At 46.3% G+C, this 18,008-nt stretch carries 12 protein-coding genes; 3 read left to right on the forward strand and 9 right to left on the reverse strand.

Annotated elements, in window-relative coordinates:
- Nucleotides 1–142 precede the first annotated feature (142 nt).
- The 4 genes from EC604_RS15405 to EC604_RS15420 form a co-directional block, all read right to left on the reverse strand.
- Nucleotides 143–3,403: an endo-1,4-beta-xylanase gene (locus EC604_RS15405; RefSeq protein WP_123065015.1), complete on the reverse strand. Its 3,261-nt coding sequence runs from the start codon at nt 3,401–3,403 to the stop codon at nt 143–145.
- A gap of 369 nt (nt 3,404–3,772) precedes the next feature.
- A complete protein-coding gene (locus tag EC604_RS15410) occupies nt 3,773–4,804 on the reverse strand; it encodes a LacI family DNA-binding transcriptional regulator (RefSeq protein ID WP_123065016.1) in 1,032 nt (343 codons plus the stop codon).
- 140 nt (nt 4,805–4,944) lie between these two features.
- Entirely contained in the window at nt 4,945–5,940 is a 996-nt protein-coding gene (locus EC604_RS15415) for a globin-coupled sensor protein (protein ID WP_123065017.1), read from the reverse strand.
- 240 nt (nt 5,941–6,180) lie between these two features.
- On the reverse strand, nt 6,181–8,076 hold the full coding sequence (locus tag EC604_RS15420; RefSeq protein WP_123065018.1) for a PrkA family serine protein kinase: 1,896 nt from the start codon (nt 8,074–8,076) through the stop codon (nt 6,181–6,183).
- A 361-nt stretch (nt 8,077–8,437) separates the two neighbouring features.
- On the opposite strand from EC604_RS15420, the gene EC604_RS15425 reads away from it, so the two are divergent.
- Complete coding sequence (locus EC604_RS15425) at nt 8,438–9,313, forward strand: DUF2161 domain-containing phosphodiesterase (protein ID WP_123065019.1); 876 nt, start codon at nt 8,438–8,440, stop codon at nt 9,311–9,313.
- A gap of 165 nt (nt 9,314–9,478) precedes the next feature.
- Here the strand turns inward: EC604_RS15425 and EC604_RS15430 are convergent, their stop codons facing one another.
- The 3 genes from EC604_RS15430 to EC604_RS15440 form a co-directional block, all read right to left on the reverse strand.
- Nucleotides 9,479–10,171 carry an FMN-dependent NADH-azoreductase gene (locus tag EC604_RS15430; protein ID WP_429351263.1) on the reverse strand — a complete coding sequence of 231 codons (693 nt, stop codon included), beginning with the start codon at nt 10,169–10,171 and terminating at the stop codon, nt 9,479–9,481.
- 122 nt (nt 10,172–10,293) lie between these two features.
- Nucleotides 10,294–11,517 carry a PLP-dependent aminotransferase family protein gene (locus EC604_RS15435; protein ID WP_123065020.1) on the reverse strand — a complete coding sequence of 408 codons (1,224 nt, stop codon included), beginning with the start codon at nt 11,515–11,517 and terminating at the stop codon, nt 10,294–10,296.
- Nucleotides 11,518–11,696: 179 nt separating this feature from the next.
- Entirely contained in the window at nt 11,697–12,353 is a 657-nt protein-coding gene (locus EC604_RS15440; RefSeq protein ID WP_123065021.1) for a response regulator transcription factor, read from the reverse strand.
- 442 nt (nt 12,354–12,795) lie between these two features.
- Here EC604_RS15440 and EC604_RS15445 point away from each other — a divergent pair, with 442 nt between their 5' ends.
- Both EC604_RS15445 and EC604_RS15450 read left to right on the forward strand, forming a co-directional pair.
- Complete coding sequence (locus EC604_RS15445; protein WP_123065022.1) at nt 12,796–13,206, forward strand: hypothetical protein; 411 nt, start codon at nt 12,796–12,798, stop codon at nt 13,204–13,206.
- Nucleotides 13,203–14,267 carry a phosphodiester glycosidase family protein gene (locus EC604_RS15450; RefSeq protein ID WP_123065023.1) on the forward strand — a complete coding sequence of 355 codons (1,065 nt, stop codon included), beginning with the start codon at nt 13,203–13,205 and terminating at the stop codon, nt 14,265–14,267. Before EC604_RS15445 ends, EC604_RS15450 begins: the two co-directional genes overlap by 4 nt.
- A gap of 339 nt (nt 14,268–14,606) precedes the next feature.
- Here the strand turns inward: EC604_RS15450 and EC604_RS15455 are convergent, their stop codons facing one another.
- Nucleotides 14,607–15,629 (reverse strand): LacI family DNA-binding transcriptional regulator, encoded by a 1,023-nt coding sequence (locus EC604_RS15455; protein WP_123065024.1) that lies wholly within the window; start codon nt 15,627–15,629, stop codon nt 14,607–14,609.
- Between the two features lie 98 nt (nt 15,630–15,727).
- Nucleotides 15,728–17,893, reverse strand: a complete 2,166-nt coding sequence (bglX, locus tag EC604_RS15460; RefSeq protein ID WP_123065025.1) for a beta-glucosidase BglX — start codon at nt 17,891–17,893, stop codon at nt 15,728–15,730.
- Nucleotides 17,894–18,008: the final 115 nt, after the last annotated feature.

Here is an 18,008-nt window from a genome sequence, read left to right on the forward strand (position 1 = left end):
CCCGCTAATGATGAATGTTTATAGTCTAAACGTCCCAGCTCTGAAAATCAACACTTATTTCCAGAAGCACAGCGCATTTCACCCTGGTCACTTATTTGTTACACTTCATTAAACATCCTGATCTAAAGCTTGATCAGTAATTCTACTTCTTCATCAGTAGCAGACTACCGAATCCGGACGTATCGCGGTACGAATTGCCTGAAGGATCACTCCACATGAAGACACTGCTACGTTTCCCATCCCCAGCACCGTCATCATTCACCTGTAGATCGAATCCAATCCATTTATTTTGCTTAGCGTTAACATTCTCCAGCGGAATAGCTGCCTCCACCACATATCCATCCTTCGTCTTACGTGCACTTGATTTGAACAACTCTTTACGGGCATTACCCCCGAACGAAGTTTCATTATCGAAATTAACTCGATACTGGGCATCATCGTCCTCATAACTACTCGTTTGATTTTTATTCAGATCAATGAATAGCTCAATGGAATCTTGTTCATGTGCATTAGCACTTTTTTTACTGAGCAAAGGATCTTTGACATCAGCAAGTACGTAAAGATACTTTTCATCCCACAGCAACTTCGCCTTGGCCTTAGCACCGGCATCTCCTGCAACCTTAACATCCGTTGTGATGGTCACTGCTTTTTTCCATAGCTTATCTTCCTTACCATCTACAACAGGAGTTCCATATGAAACTTTGACTTGTTTTAATGCAGGACCTAACTTAAGTTTGCCCCGACTTTCCTTTTTCTGCGGTTGCTGATTATTCGTATCGTTCCAGACAATAACGGAAGTTTTATGGTTAGGCTGTTTATCCGTAATGCGGAAATCCAGAGATAACACCTTGCCTTCCGCTAGATCAGCTGCGGAGAACGGCAGTGATGCATAGACAACATATCCCGATTTATTCTCCTTCACTTGGTACAGCTTCTGATCTTTGCCTTTGCCGCCATCCCGATGAAAGACATATTGTCCATCTTCCGGTGTCGGGTTTTTCTTGCTCGTTGCCAAATCTTCCGGGCTGACAAACACCTCTACCTGGTCGCCTTTCAGACGTGTGGCGTCTTTGACTTCAATGCGCAGGTTCAGTTTTTTCCCATCCCATAATGTTTTCACTTGACCTGTAGTCCCTGCTGTGCCTTCGATTACATGTGAAACCGGTTTGGCCTGAACAGCTCCCCAGATAATATCTTCCTGCCCTTTACCATCTGGCAAAGATACTTTGGATTGTGCGGCCGTCCATTCATTTCGATATACAGGCAAGGAGGCCGGGTCAACTAGCGCCCAGTAAGCAGGTTTGGCTTTCAATTTACGGTCAAACAGCAGCGGTGCATCCTTTCTGCCTTTGACTGGGAAATCATCCAGCCATGTGCCGTCATCAGCAAGTCCCCATAACGTCACACTGTCCATAACACCACGATCATCAAACTCCTTGAACAGATCAAACAACGCACGGTAACGATAAGCCTGCTCCAGCATCATCTCATCCGTTACAGGTTTCTCCTGCTCCGAGTTCCCTGAATAGATCGACATATCCAGCTCTGTTACTTGAATGTGAACCCCCAGAGCAACCGCCCGGTTGAACGCTTCGCGAATTTGTTTTACATCCGGTCCGTACATCGACACATGCATTTGAAAACCGATGGCATCAATCGGTGTACCTTTAGCAAGCAATTTCTCCACAAGTTTAACCATGTCGTTCATTTTGCTGACACTGCCTTCAATACCGTAATCATTGATCACCAGTACCGCGTCAGGATCAGCCTCGCGTGCATAACGGAAAGCCAGTTCAATATAATCACTGTCATCTCCGTCGCCGTCTACATCGCCAATGATATCCCGCCATTTCGAATTGCTCGCCTGATCACGCAGACCACCGCCATCCGAGATGACTTCATTGACAACATCCCACGTATGCACTTTGCCCTTGTAACGGCTCACAATCGTTTGAATATGTGTTTTCATACGTTTCAGAAGTTGCTCACGCGTAGCCGGCTTTGATGGATCATTTGGATCGGTAAAGAACCAATCCGGCACTTGACTGTGCCAGAGCAATGTATGACCTCTGACCTCCATATTGTTCGCTGCAGCAAAGTTAACGAGCCGGTCTGCTTCAGACCAGACGAAATTGCCCTCCGTCGGCTGCATGGCATCCATTTTCATGAAGTTGCCCGCAGTAATACTTTTAAAATGTTTCTTAAGCAGATCCGAGTGCGGATCTTGTGGATCTAAAGCCGTTTGGTCAATCGCTGCGCCAAGAGCATAAGATGTACCCAGCGTTTTTGCCAAATCCGGGATATCCTTCTCAATTGCGATCGCTTCCGTCGCTGTAATCTGAACATCATCAATGTAGAACGGAATCGTGTCTGTCTCTGTCACTTCAGAAGACTGCTTCCACGGTGTCTCGGCGTATATCCGCAATCCGCTTACACCCGTGCTTTCTGCTGGCACGATGATATCCGCTTCGATCTTCTTCCACTGGCCTTTATTCAGCGTGGTGGAAGCAAATGTCGCATATTCCAGCTTGGTTGCGTCACCATTAAATTCCTTCTCCAATGAGCCGTTGATCACCTGTGTTGCAGGCCCTTCATCATACATCGCCCAGAAGGAGACATGAACTGTACTTCCCTTTTGCAAGTAAGGCAGCACCTCTACCAGCGGTCCATGATAGGTTTCCGTTCGGGATGAGGTTTTCAAACTGCGGTTACTATTGTGTCCGAAGCCGCTGACTACCTCCAGCTTTTCAGTACCGCGAGGCTTCCATTTTCCGATATTCCCATCTTCAAAATCAGCGTTAAACAAAGCTTTGCCCGGTTCTCCCGGTTCACCTGGATTCTCTGGAGCAGGTTTAACAAGCCGGATCTGGAACTCGTCTAACAAATAAGCAGCTGTTGCATCCGTGCTCTCCAAATACAGTTGCGGGCCACTGCCTTGTTCATAACTATATTGCCCTTGCAGCTTCACCCATTTCTGATCGGTTACTTGCTCGGCTGCGTTAACCTGATCATATTGTGCATCCCCGTTGCCATCACGGCGCTCCACGGTGAATTTCAGATTAGCCGGTGCTGAACCTGCAACCAGTTTCACATAACCAGATATTTCAACGACAGCATTCTTGTTCACCACATCCGACAATGAAAGTGAAGGTCCATTCCAGGCTTCCGTACGTCCCGTTGTTTTCAGGGAACGTGTACCTTGGTAAGCCTGATCTCCAGTCACGTCAACCGTCACTCCACCCCGTGCTGTCCAGCCTTGAGTCGTGCCATCCTCGAACGAATGCGACAACAAAATGTCGCCTGCATTTGCTGCGCTTGCCTTCTGTTCTCCTGCTCCGATCCCTGGCAACAAACTAAAGATCAGAGTTGCTGCCAAGCATAACCTCAACCATTTTCCCCGCACGTCAATTCCTCCTTGTGAATTTCGTCATCCATCCTGTAACGCGGTCAAACATCGGGCATTTCACAACACACTTCTGCATGCATGGACTTCCTCTGCTGGTCTGTCAACTGGCAACATATTACGTCGCACGGATGGAATCAGGAACTTCAATGCACGGTTCTTAACCTCCTCAAGTGAGCCTGATTACGCCCTTGGGAACCTGCTTTACTTTCTAAGTAAGCGGTTACATTATCAAATTTATGTCATGGTGCCTTTTACTGTAAATATGGAAATTTAGTGTCCACCCCCCTCTTTTTATACTTATGATCACCGTCCATGCCTTTCGTACTGCAATATTAACGTATTATTCAATAACAAAAAAAGCACAGCCTATGGCTGTGCGGGGAATTCCGGATATACTTCATTTACTGGCGCTGTCGTCTGGCGAACAATTAAATTTGATGGTTCCGTCACGACAGGAGGTGTATAGGAAGGATTTTCAATCATCGCAATCAGATATTCAATGGCTCGAATCCCTATGGTGTAGATATTCTGATTCACCGTTGTTAATCCTGGCTTAAACACCTCGGCATAATACGTATTGTCGAATCCGACCACTGAGATATCCTCTGGCACACGGAAACCATGTTTCTCAATCTCATGAATTGCGCCAAAAGCAGACATATCCGAGGCACAGATGATACCTGTAGGCTGTTCCCTAAGAGCCAGCAAACGCCGAGCTGCCTTGGCACCGCCATCAAATGAGTAGTCACAGACTTCCAGATAGATCGTTGCATAAGGAATGCCGCATAAACGAAGCCCTTCCTTGTATCCATCTAAACGAAGGTTAGCTACCGCAGGTCCCAGTGTACCTGATATGTAGGCAATCTTGCGATGCCCTAGCTCATGCAGATGCTTCACTGCCATAGCAACACCATTTACATTGTCTGTCGTAATGTAACCTGCACGTTTGCCAAACAGATCGGTATCAATGAACATCGTTGGAATCTCTGCTGAAACCAGTTCCTGAATGCTTTTGTTTTCCCGGCCTTCCCCGAAGACAACAACGCCATCCACATTTCGGCTACGGCAGTGCTTGATGAAAGAATATGTAGGGTCATCAAATCGAGTTGATAATCGAACAAGATCATAACCGCTATTTTCCAAAGCTGTTTTGATACCTTCAAGTAACTCGGATACAAACGGATTCGTAAACGGAACGGTAAGCAGTACCCCCACTGTCCATGAACGGCGTTTAACCAGTCCACGAGCGACTACATTGGGTTGATATTTTAATAGTTCGATAGCTATATTTACTTTTTTGCGTGTTTTTTCGCTAACGTCCGGATAGTCGTTCAATACTTTGGAAACGGTTGCAACAGATACCCCCGCTTCTTTGGCTACATCATGGATAGAAGCCATCTTATCACCTCGACCTCTTCTTAAATCGCCTGTCTCCGGCTATATTATCTATAACAACAGCAGGTTTGTCTACCCATTATAGCTTATTACAACCGGAAACGGTATGGAAGGTTCCTGGTGCATCCGCGTTCACGTTACTGCTACAGCTTCCTCAAATCCGTTGCAAGTTTCTCCATCGCTGTCGCAAAAACGGCAAGCTCGGATGAACGTGCGGCCTGACTTCGCGCCCCGCTCGAAGTACGCTCAGACTCCTGCTGCACTCTTTTTAATATTTCCATAATCTGATTCAGATTAAATTGAATTTTGCTTTGCGCATCTCTGGAGCTTGCCGCCAGCTTGCGTACTTCACTTGCAACCACTTCAAATCCACGTCCAAACTCTCCGGCATGCGCCGCTTCAATTGCAGCGTTCAGGCCAACAAGGTGACTTTGATCCGAAATTTCACGAATCAGCTCACCCATTTTTTCAATCTGCTGCATTCCTCCAGTTAACTCTTCCAGAAGCACATGCGCCTGATCCTGGGAAACAACCGTTTCCTTCGCTACAGCGGAGATGGATAATGCATTTTCATTTAATTCCGTAATCATACCGGTGAGCTCCTGTGTAATTTGTGTGATCGCTTGCAGTGTATCATCCTGATCTGCAGCGAGCTGGTGAAGCTGCTCTTTTTCTTTTTTTTCATAAGCTTCCAGAACGAGCTGCGAATCCAGATTGAACATTTTGCTTAGTGCATGTATGACGTAGTGCCACGAATCCGGGGCAAGCTGTTTAAATATGGTGGTAGCGATGTCCAGATAGGCCATGTAAGCACCGAGATAATAGTTGGTTGTCAGTCCAATGCGCGAATGAACTAATCCAATCGTGATCCGCTGTTCAATATATGCATCATCCACAATGCCGTCTGTCATGGACAACCAATACATCCGTTGTGTTTCCTTCAATCGTTCAATATTGGAAAATCGGGCGATCAGCTCCGTTAATTCCGGGTACTTCCCCACATGTTTGTAAAAGTGGTCCACCACATCTTCAACCACTTTTTCGAAGACAGGCCGATGATCAGCAAGTAGTCTCAAATCTTGTGCAGTTAACCCCACATAATCCAGTTGTTTTTGCCTTTCTGCCGAAATGCTACTCATATCCGATCAGATCAACTCCTTATCCACTTTTCAACCCAAAATTAAAACAATTTTAATTGATTATAGACTAAACTACCTAAACACACATATACCCTAAGAACTATTTAATGTGGGATTAATTATATTAAATTGTAAAATATTTATAATAAATGACTTATTTTAATATAAAAAGGCCCTGAATCTGTTGCGAAGGAGCCTCACAACAAATCTTCAGGACCTAATTCGGAATGGTGTAGCAGGTTAGCGGTTAAGCAAACTTCCCACGTATCTTAACAATTCATTGGCACTTGCAGCCGTATATCCATGCTCTTCGATAAGACGTTTGATGACTTCATTCATGCGCTTCAATTGTGTGGCATCCGGTGTTTTCGTTGAGGTTGTAATCTTGACGATATCCTTGAGATCAGCGAACAGCTTTTTCTCAATGGCTTCCCGCAGACGATCATGGCTGCTATATTCAAACTTGCGCTCCTTACGAGAGTATGCCGAGATCCGAATCAGAATTTCTTCCCTGAACGCTTTCTTCGCATTTTCGGAGATACCAATCTGTTCCTCAATGGAACGCATCAGCCGCTCATCCGGGTCCATCTCTTCATCAGTCAACGGATCACGTATTTTGGACCAGTTGCAGAATGCTTCAATGTTATCCAAATAATTTTCAAACAACGTTTTGGCTGACTCTTCGAACGAATATACAAAAGCTTTCTGCACTTCCTTCTTCGCAAGTTCATCATACTCTTTACGTGCCAGAGCGATAAAGTTTAGGTACCTCTCTCGTTCTTCTTTTGTAATCGACGCGTGTTGATCCAGCCCATCCTTGATCGCACGCAGGATATCCAGCGCGTTAATGCACTGAAGGTTTTGCTTAATCAAAGCGCTGGATATCCGGTTAATCACGTACCGTGGATCGATACCGGACATGCCCTCGTCCAAATATTCATTTTGCATTTCTCGCAGATCGGCTTCTTTATAGCCTTCAACCTCTTCGCCATCGTACATCCGCATTTTTTTTACCAGATCCATGCCTTGTTTTTTCGTTTCCTTCAATCGTGTAAGTATGGAAAAGATCGCCGCTGTACGTAGCGCATGCGGAGCAATGTGCACATGTTTCATATCACTTTGCTGAATCAGCTTGGCGTAAATTTTCTCTTCTTCCGACACCTTCAGGTTATACGGAATCGGCATTACAATCATCCGCGACTGTAAAGCCTCATTTTTCTTGTTAGAAATGAAAGACTTATACTCGGATTCGTTCGTGTGTGCAACAATCATTTCATCTGCACTGATTAGTGCGAACCGGCCTGCTTTAAAATTGCCTTCCTGTGTCAGGGATAACAGGTTCCACAGAAATTTTTCGTCACATTTCAGCATCTCCTGGAACTCCATCAAACCACGGTTGGCCTTATTCAGTTCTCCGTCAAACCGATACGCCCGTGGATCCGATTCCGATCCAAATTCGGTAATCGTCGAGAAATCGATGCTGCCTGTCAGATCAGCAATATCCTGAGATTTCGGGTCTGACGGACTGAAGGTACCAATCCCCACCCGATTATCTTCCGAGATGATGACTCGTTCCACCCGAACCTTACTGATGTCCCCACCATACTCGGTGCGAAGTCTCATCTGGCACGATGGGCAGAGATTGCCCTCAATGCGTACACCGATCTCTTTCTCCACGTCAGGCCGAAGCTCCAGTGGAATGAGATGAAGCGGCTCCTCATGCATCGGGCATCCCTCAATAGCATACACTGCCCCTTTTTCTGTACGTGAAAACTGCTCCAGCCCCCGCTTCAGCAACGTCACCAGGGTAGACTTACCACCGCTGACCGGTCCCATCAGTAGCAAGATCCGTTTGCGTACATCCAAGCGGCGCGCTGCCGAATGAAAATATTCCTCCACCAGTTTTTCAATGGAACGATCCAGTCCGAAGATCTCCTGCTCGAAAAATTTGTACCGCTTGTGTCCCCCCACCTCTTCTACCCCAAACGATTCAATCATCTGATACACTCGTGCGTGAGCCGTCATTGCCGGAGTCGGGTCCTCTCTCAGCAGTGCAATATAATCTTCAAATGTTCCGTTCCATGACAAACGGTCACTCTCTGCCTGATATTCCGCAACGCGTTCAAAAATATTCATGCTTGGTACCTCCCATGGCTCCTTTAGTGTGATTGTCAACCATTCCGAATGGTATGAAGAAATCAATAGAGTTGCAGCTCCTGCTTGAATACCCTTCTGCGGTCCGGCTTAGTCCCGCTACCTTAGTTTCAATGGTCTTGTATGGATGTGAAAAGTGTATTACATACCTATGCGGCAATTTGGATAAGTTGACCTCTTTTTTTCAAACCTTGACCCTGAATTTTACGTATATGCTGTTCTATCAGACATCTTGTGACCTCAGAAAAAAAAGCATGAATATGCTATAATGAAGGTTCTAATGATGGAAACCGGACAATGCGGCGGAAGGCAGGCAGAGCACTTCGGGAGAGGAGTAAAGAGCATGGCTATACAATATGAAACGGAGCTGTATTCCCCTGTCAAAACTTTTTTTGAACAGCGCGGCTTCGATATCAAAGCAGAGGTTAAGCACTGTGACCTGGTCGGCATCAAGGCAGATCAGACGGACCCCCTTATTGTCGAGATGAAAAAAACGTTTAACCTGTCTTTGCTATTGCAAGGCTTGCAACGCCTGAAAATCAGCCCACTCGTTTATCTGGCTGTGGAGCGCAACCGAAGTAAACGCGGAGCGGTCAATCAGCGCTGGAGCGAGTTAACAACACTGTGCAGGCAGCTCGGCCTGGGACTATTGACGGTCACCTTTTACAAAACCAAAGCACCTCTGATTGATGTATTATGCGAACCCGCTGCGATATCGGGCACTGTGCGATCCCGCCCGGTAGCCCGTAAGAGCGGGATACGCCGCCAGCGCCTGCTGAAGGAATTCGATGAACGGAGCGGCGATTATAATACAGGGGGCAGTACAGGCCGCGAGCTGATGACGGCTTATCGCGAAAAGGCTATACGTGTCGCCGCCGCACTAAGGTCTAGTGGTGAATCTTCACCGGCGGCACTTGCCCGTCAGACAGGTGTAGGCTCAGCGGCAGCTATTTTGCAGAAAAACTATTACGGCTGGTTTGAACGTATTTCCCGCGGAAAATATATGCTCACCGTTAAAGGTGTGGAGGCATTAACCGAACATGCACTTATGATGCAAGATCAGGGACTGACGGCCGTGGAAACAGATACATGGACTGACTATGATCCATTGAACACATTCAATGTGAACTCCACTGAATCCGAAGTTTGGGGGCAGGAAGATCTTGTTCAGGTTGCCGAAGTCACCGAACGTTATCTCCTGAATCCAACCAAGAACTGAACCATACGATGAACGATAAAAGACTCTTTTGGCGTTTTCGAGTTACCTGCCTTCCATGTGAATATATAGCTAGGAAGCTCTCGCGCGCCAAAAAACACACAAAAAACGCCCGTCATCTCCTTCTGGAGACGACGGGCGTTTTCAGTAAATCCATATTGAAATGGATTAGAAGCTTGCTGCTACTTCTTTAGCCAATTTCAAGCCAGCTTCCACGATCTCTTGGGAACGATCAGGAGAAGCATTGTGACCTTCTACAACGACAACCTCAGGGTTTTGGATGCCCCAGAAGCCAAGTACGTTTGTTACATAACGAACGGACATTTCAGCAGATGCCATAGGCTCTACGGAATATACGCTACCACGTGCGTTCAACAATGCTACTTTTTTGTCGCCTACAAGACCTACTGGGCCTTCAGCAGTGTATTTAAACATTTTGCCCGCTTGGCTCAGGTAAGAAATGTAGTTAACCAGTGGTGCTGGAACAGTGAAGTTCCACAGTGGGAACGCAAATACCACTTTATCAGCTGCCAGGAATTGATCTTGCAATTGTGCAGCCAGTGTTGCTGCTTTTTGCTCTTCTGGAGTTGCTTCGATACCGTTAGCTGCTTTGTAACCACCAGTGATTACAGTGTTGCCGTAGTAAGGAAGATCTGTATTGTAGAGGTCCAGCTCAGTGATGGTATCACCTGGGTGGGACTCTTTGTATGCGCTCAGGAATGCATCGTACAATTGAACACTAACTGCTTGATCCGCAGGACGGTCATTAGCTTTAATAAAAAGAACGTTAGACATGTTAAAATTTCCCCCAATGATTAAAATGTATGAGTGCGTAACCTGGACTCGCAACCGTTGTTGCATCGTTTTAAAGAAACCAGCCACTCATTAATTCATATTATATATAAAAATGTTAGTGGATGCAATAAGGTAATCTAAATGATTTTTAAACTACATTGAAATTCTGAGTTGAAATCGTTCTCCTCTTAACTGCGAGCGGTAAATTCTGAGATGGCTTCATTAATTAAATTCATGCCAAGCAACAACTCATCCCGGCCGGGGCGGCTGAAGTTTAACCGAATATATTGTTGATCAAGTGTTCCTGTGGAGCATAACGTTCCGGGCAGAAAAGATACGCCCTTCAATAAAGCTGCCTTAAGCAGTGCCTCACTGTTCAGTCCTTCCGGCAACTGCACCCATAGATACATTCCACCCTGAGGAATATTATAGCTGCATCCTTTCCAGCCTGGTCTCTTCAACAATTCAAGCATTAATTTAAGTCTTGTTTTATATTCCCTGTTCAGCATGGATAAGTGATCGCTCCATCGAAAAGGTGACTGAGCGAGCAATTGGTACAGTAGCCGCTGATTCATTGGACTGGATTGTCCATCCGCAATTCGTTTGACGGAGGCCATTGCCTCAATCAGTTTCGGATGTCCCGCAGCCCACCCTGTGCGGAGTGCAGGTGCAACTGTTTTGCTGAAGGACCCGATGTAGAGGACATGTCCACCTTGATCTGCAGTATCTAATGCAAAGAGCGAAGGATACTTGCGATAGAAGGCAGCTGGCTCCAAGCCGTCAAAATGCAACTCACCATAGGAATCATCCTCAACAAGAAGCACACCGTAACGCGCACACAATTCAAGAACAGCCTCTCGTCGTTCCATGGTCCACAAAATTCCCGTGGGATTCGAAAAGCTGGGTGCAGCAAAAAGCAGCTTCGGTCTCACCTGCTGCATGTGCTGTTCCAATAAATCTGGTAAAATGCCATCCTGATCTCCCAAAACGGGTACAATTTTGGCTCCTTGCATTTCAAGTACTTCAAGACAACCAGGAGAAGTAGGATGTTCAACAAGTACAGAGTCTCCCGGCTCCAGTAACAGACGCATCACGAGATCGATTGCCTGTTGAGTTCCTGTAGTCAGCAGAATCTGATTGGAGACAGTCCGGATACCCTTGCGCTTATTCCAATCATCATTCAACCATTCTCTTAATGGAGCATATCCCCCTGGCTCACCGTACTGCAATGCAGAAGGGCCTGAACTAAATACGGACAATGCCGCTTCCTCCAACAATTTAAAAGGAAACAGTTCCTCCGCAGGCAATTCTTCAGCGAGAGAAATGAAATACTCCTTGCCAGACATCTCACGTATATCCCTCAACGGTGAAGACAAAAGCCTGTTGGTACGGGAAGCAAAGAAATATTTCATGGATAGATCCTCCTTCAACCCTATTCCGAAACTGTTCTCGCAGCCGCCCTACAACCTATTCCGACTGGGCACCAAATATAACTGAACGAATACCTGAATTATCGCATGAGTGGACCCATCTGACTTTGACCTATAAGAACAATTTTATTTGGACCTGCCAGGACTAAACGATGCAATAATCAAGACACCGTCTTGGATTGCCTTGCATGCAAGGCATATCGTTCGATGGCCTGCGCTCTGCTGCTCACTTCCAGCTTCACATAGATTTTACGCAAGTAATTGTCTATCGAGCGCCGGCTCACATTGATCTCACTCGCTATTTTATCATAGGTTACCCCTTGAACAATTCTTTCCATAATAAAAGTTTCTGTCTCGGTTAGTTCAATTATACCTTCTTCAGCCTGTGAATCGGCAGGTTGCCCCCAATCCTCACTGTTTAACCAGGACATGGGTATTGAAACGTAACCTTCTCTGAGCCCAGAGATCAGATGAATCAGTTGGCTTGGCGAAGCCTGTTTGGATAACATGCCACTTGCACCGAGGCTCATCAGGTAACGAAATAGCTTTATGTTATCTTCATCTGTCAGAATAATAATATGTGTCTCATTCGATAACCCTTTGATTTGAGCGATGTATTGATCTGCCTGCCCTTCTGGAAGACGATAATCCATGAGAATCAGATCAGGCTTATGCATACTCACCAGTTCAAGGCCCTCCGTTCCGGTCGAAGTCATACCACGTACCGTCAGATCCTGTTGCTCTTCCAAGATTAATTTTGTTCCCAGCATGCTGGTGGGGTGGATATCTACGATGACCACCTGCCATACTTTTTTCATTGTGGTTCCCCCTGTTATGTATTGGACAATTGACTTCTGTTTTCCATCTATATCCTTTAGGCATTTTATGCGACAGTCCGAGTATAGATGAAGCTAAGGTCGGATTATGTCGAATAAAAGGAGAATACAGGACTCAGAAGCTCAAAACCTCTGTTTTCTGACTGTATTCTGCTGTAGAAAAGGCAAGATGGGCCCCATTCCATACTTGAAATGATCAAAACCTAGTATAAAATTCCTGCATTTCTATCTAAAAAAGTCGAAAAACCCGCCCAAAGTTCCTACTTATTGCATCTATAAGAAATTGTATCCTAGGACTTCCTTCCGATGCAATCTCTTTTTGATCTATTATTTAAAGAATTTCATTTTTGCGTAATCCATAGCAGCATGGTAGAATGAGGATTGGATTTTTTTAATCTAATATACCCGAACCAGGAGTGATGTTATGAAACTATCCGACCCGTCTTCTGACATCCATCACACCCGGAGCGCCAAAGGCAAGATCAGATCATCCGTTAAGTGGTTTCTGGTCATGTGGATCGTTCTCATTGCACTAGGAGTCACTGGAACCTACTATTATAGTAACCACCTCCAGCAACAGATGATCAATCAGCTTCAGGTCCATACCCAGCATCAGATTGACGCATTGAAAAACGATTATGAAAAGCAACTAACAACGATCTCTTCAGAAGTTGCGGCATTGCAAGGACAGGTTCAGTCCTTCAATGAACTGTTAACGTTCACCAAGGACAATGCAAGCAACAAAACAGACAACAGCAACAAATTGTATACGCAATTGAGCGAAGTGAAGAAACAACTGGAAGCTCTCCAGAAAAAGATGGACTTGCTCAAATGATTACACCCGTGAAACAGGTTAATCGTTTTTTTATGCTTGCACTCGCTCCTTTTATAGGATTGATCATATGTTTGTTGCTATTTCGTCCTGAACTAGAAGTAGGAGCTATCATTCCCACAAACTTGCCAGAGGATGAGGTAACCTCTCAGACCCAAACAATCAGCAAGGAACTTGCGGGAGCAAAAGAGGCTGCTGTTCAAACTTCTTCTTCTATTAAAAGAACAACCCTGCTTTACAATAAAACGACCAGTACGATGTCTACCATTGTACAAAAGGCTACAGTTCAAGCTGCTCGCCCGGAAACAATCTACAACAAGCGCATTACGTCCAAACTTGGCGTTCCTTTGGATCGGGTAGACAGTGATCGGATCACCATCGAGCTGTATCGGGTAAACCCAGGCACCTATAAGGGATATGCCATGAAGATCAAGCTGAAAGATCACAATGCGATGAAGATGGCCTTAAATAGTGAGTTAGGGCGATCAGAAACGACAATGCAAGCCGTCAAACGGAGCGGAGCGATTGCCGGGATTAATGCTGGCGGATTTGCTGACAGTGGTGGCAAGCGTTACCCTCTCAGCACTACCGTCATGGATGGGAAGTACATCAACGGTTTTCAGGCTAGCTTCAAAGACCTGTTCTTTGTCGGGTTAAACGATGCTGGTAAACTGGTGGGAGGCAAGTTTTTCGATAAAAGCTCCCTGGATCGTCTACGCCCGCAATTTGGAGCAACATTTGTACCCGTCCTTATGAAAAATGGACAGAAAACGATTATTCCAGACAAATGGAAGGTGTCACCGAAACGGGCTCCTCGAACCGTCATTGGCAATTACAAAGATGATCAATTACTGATTATGGTTGTCGATGGTTATAACGAGAGCGGAAGCTCAGGTGCCACCCTCGAAGAGATGCAAGGCCGATTGCTTAAACTTGGCGTAGTGGACGCTTATAATCTGGATGGCGGTGGTTCCTCATCGCTAATTCTGAATAACCGAGTCATTAATAACCCTTCGGATGGCAGTCTGAGACCTGTGCCTACCCACTTTTTATTTTACAAATGATGGGACGGGGCATTCCTTTTCTAACAAATATGGTTATAATAGAAGTAAATGAGTTTGTGCAGGAGGTGCGAAGTGTATGTCGTTTTCACTGACATTCTGGATTATTGCAGTTGTATTGACGCTATTTATCACAGGCATCCTCACTTCATCCTACAACCACGACAAAACAAAAGGCCTGTAACGGTAAGGCCAAGCCTCTCCTCGGAGAGGCTTTTTTCATGTTTCTGCATACAGCAAAAAACAAGTTCTAAAAGGATGTTCCCTCCCTCCAAAGCTTGTCTCTTGCTATAACAATAGATTTTGGCTAACAAGCTCTCGGCGGTGACACAAAAAGCTTGTTTAGTAGCTGACTGCACGTTCGTTTGCATTTGGCATGGTCAACCTGACTTGGGCCGAATTCGGTCCGGTTACGGACTCCCCTTCCACCAACGTGACATATATGCGCTCGTGATCAACAGGTTCTCCAGCTATAATTTTAATTAATTGTTCAGCTGCAAGCGCCCCCCACTTTCGTTTCGAATAATCGATGCTCGCCAGCTTGGGCTGCACGTAGTTGGTAAGCTCAATATGATCGAAGCCAATGACATCAATCTGTTTGCCAATCTCGAGTTCACTATCTGCAAAACGATCACATAAACCGATAGCCATCTCATCATTAAGACAAAAGACAGCTGCCGGTCCGTCATACGTCTGTATAATGTGATCTGCGGCTCGTTCCCCACCACTTTTCTCGAAATCTCCCACGATTTCAATCCATTCCACATCCGCCTGACGCTCCGCAACCTGTCTTACAGCCTTCAACCGTTGTACAGAGTCAAACGAACCTTCTGGACCCGTAACTACATAGATCTTTTTGTGACCGTGTTCAATCAAATATTCCATCGCCAGTGTGGCCCCTGCCTTGTTATCGAGCAGTACCTGATTAATATTAGGGTGTTTCAACTCACGGTCAAGCACTACAATTTTATGTCCTCGATCGGCGTACTGCATGAGTTCTTCACTTGAAAACGTATGATCGAGAATAATCGCCCCGTCAATCATTCGCTCCGGCAGCATCCGATGAGACTGTTTGCCGCTGCATACAATAAGATCATATCCTTGGGCATTACATATCGCTTTCATACCCGTTAACAAGTCTCCGTATACATCACCGCTGAAATCCGTGAGAAATACACCTAGAATTCGTGACTCTCTCTTTTTCAATGTTCTGGCAGCCGCGTTGGGAACGTAGTTCAGCTCTTTGGCGATGACCAAAATTTTAGAACGGGTCTCATCGGTCACTTTATTGCTTCCATTCAGCGCGTACGATACGGTCGAGATGGAAACTCCCGCCTTTTTGGCGATATCCTTGATACTGACCATATTCTTCGCTCCTCTGTTATGTTGATCAGGCCTTTCTTAATGAAAGACCTGAACTTAAAATAAGAAGTAACAGACGTCTCGTTACAGCATAAAACGATTCAGACAAGTCTGAATGTTTGGCTCTGTGTATCTCTGCTGTTTGGTCCAACCATCACACGAAACTCCCCACGATCACTGCGATAGCTGAGATCAGCATGATGATAACGCAGTTGTTCTTCATGTAATGTAAACGTAGCCGTACCCGTTTCCCCCGGCGCAAGGGATAGCTTCACATAATCTTTCAACTCACGCATCGGACGAACCACTTCGCCGCTTACATCCCGAACGTATAATTGCACAGTCTCTACACCAGCACGATCCCCTGTATTGGTTACACGCACCTGAACCGTCAGAGAATCATTTGCAGTCATCTCCTGTCCCGACACTTGAACCTCTCCATAAGCAAATGACGTATAGGAAAGACCGTATCCAAACGGGAACAACGGTTCATTCGGACTGTCAATATATTGGGAAACATAACGATTCTCGGTATTATCCGGGTTGATTGGGCGACCTGTATTGAAATGGTTGTAATACACCGGGACTTGCCCAACCGATTGCGGGAAGGACATCGTAAGTCGCGCGGACGGATTCACTGCTCCTGTGAGAATATCCGCAATCGCTGCTCCCCCTTCACTTCCGGGGAACCAGGCTTCGAGTACAGCATCTGATTCGCCAATAACCCCATTCAGATCAAGTGGACGTCCATTGAAAATAACACTGGCGATCGGTTTGCCTGCCGCCTTGAGCGCCTGTACCAATTGCAATTGCGCTGCTGGCAAACGAATATCTGTCCGCGAGCCGCCTTCTCCACTCATCTCGGAATCTTCGCCCAGTGCAAGCACGATGATATCAGACTGACTTGCTGCTTCCAGTGCTGCGGCAATCTGCTCATCTGTGATGGTATGCACATCACTGCCCTTAGCTACGAGAACCTTACCTTGTGGGAGGCGCTCCTGTAACGCTGTTCCCAGTTTCACCGCATCCGCTTTGACACCTTCACAAGACCACCAACCGAGGATGTCTTCGCTTTGAGCGAAAGGTCCAATCAATGCAACTCTCGCATCAGGTTGCAGCGGAAGGGCTTGTCCGCCATTTTTAAGTAGTACCGCAGACTTCGCAGCAAGTTCCCGTGATACCTCGCGATGTTCCTTGGAAAAAACAATCTCGCGCTCACGCTCCGGATCAGCGGCTCGGAACGGGTTTTCGAACAGACCCAGCTTGTCTTTGAGCTGCAAAATACGCAAAACCGCTTCATCAACAAGGTGCTCTTCCACTTCACCCTTTTGAATCAGTTCAGGCAAATGGTTGACGTAACATGGCGTCATCATCTCCATATCCACACCCGCACGAATCGCACGATATGCCGCCTCCCGGTCATCCTCGGCCGCACCATGGGCAATCATCTCACGAATGGAAGCCCAGTCCGAGATCAGCACGCCATCAAAGCCCCATTCCTCACGCAAAATATTACGCATTAACTTCTCATTCCCGCTGGCTGGAATACCATCAACGGTATTGAATGAAGTCATTACCATTTCCACACCAGCATCCAGTGCCGCCTTATATGCTGGCAGATAATATTCACGGAGCTGACGCTCTGACATATCTACCGTATTGTAATCACGTCCACCCTCCGCTGCACCATACGCGGCAAAGTGTTTTACACAGGCTGCAAGACGATCCAGCTCACCCGTCAGGTTATCTCCCTGGTAACCACGAACAAAAGCAGCAGCAAATAAACTGTTTAGATACGGGTCTTCACCCGTTGTTTCCATCACACGCCCCCAGCGCGGATCACGAACCAGATCGACCATCGGTGAAAAGGTGACATGTAAACCCGATACTGCGGATTCACGCGCCGCAATCTCGGCACTTTTCTCTGCCAGCTCCAGATCCCATGAACAGCCGATGGCCAGCGGGATCGGAAAGATCGTTTTAAAACCATGCACCACGTCTGCCATGAATAATAGCGGGATGCCGAGACGGCTTTTTTTCAAATAAGCCTGTTGCACATCCATAATCGCTTGGGCACCGGATAAACCAAGAATGGAGCCGCTCGCTCTCACGGATTGCTCTGTAATGCCCATCTCTTCCATCGGTCCTGTAATCTGACCTTGCGTATCTGTTCCTTCATAGAAATTGGCAGTCAGCTGCAACAGCTGTGCCACTTTCTCCTCCAGCGTCATCTGATTCATCAAATCCATCAACTGCTGATTATTCACGTAACCATCCTCCACTACCTTTAATTGAAAGAAAGAACCCGGTTGCGTTCGGGGAGAGACCGCGCACCGGGTTCAATCGCACGGAGAGACAGAACGCTCCTGCCATCCCCATGTT

It is taken from the genome of Paenibacillus amylolyticus (assembly GCF_003719335.1).
Lineage (GTDB): Bacteria > Bacillota > Bacilli > Paenibacillales > Paenibacillaceae > Paenibacillus > Paenibacillus amylolyticus_D.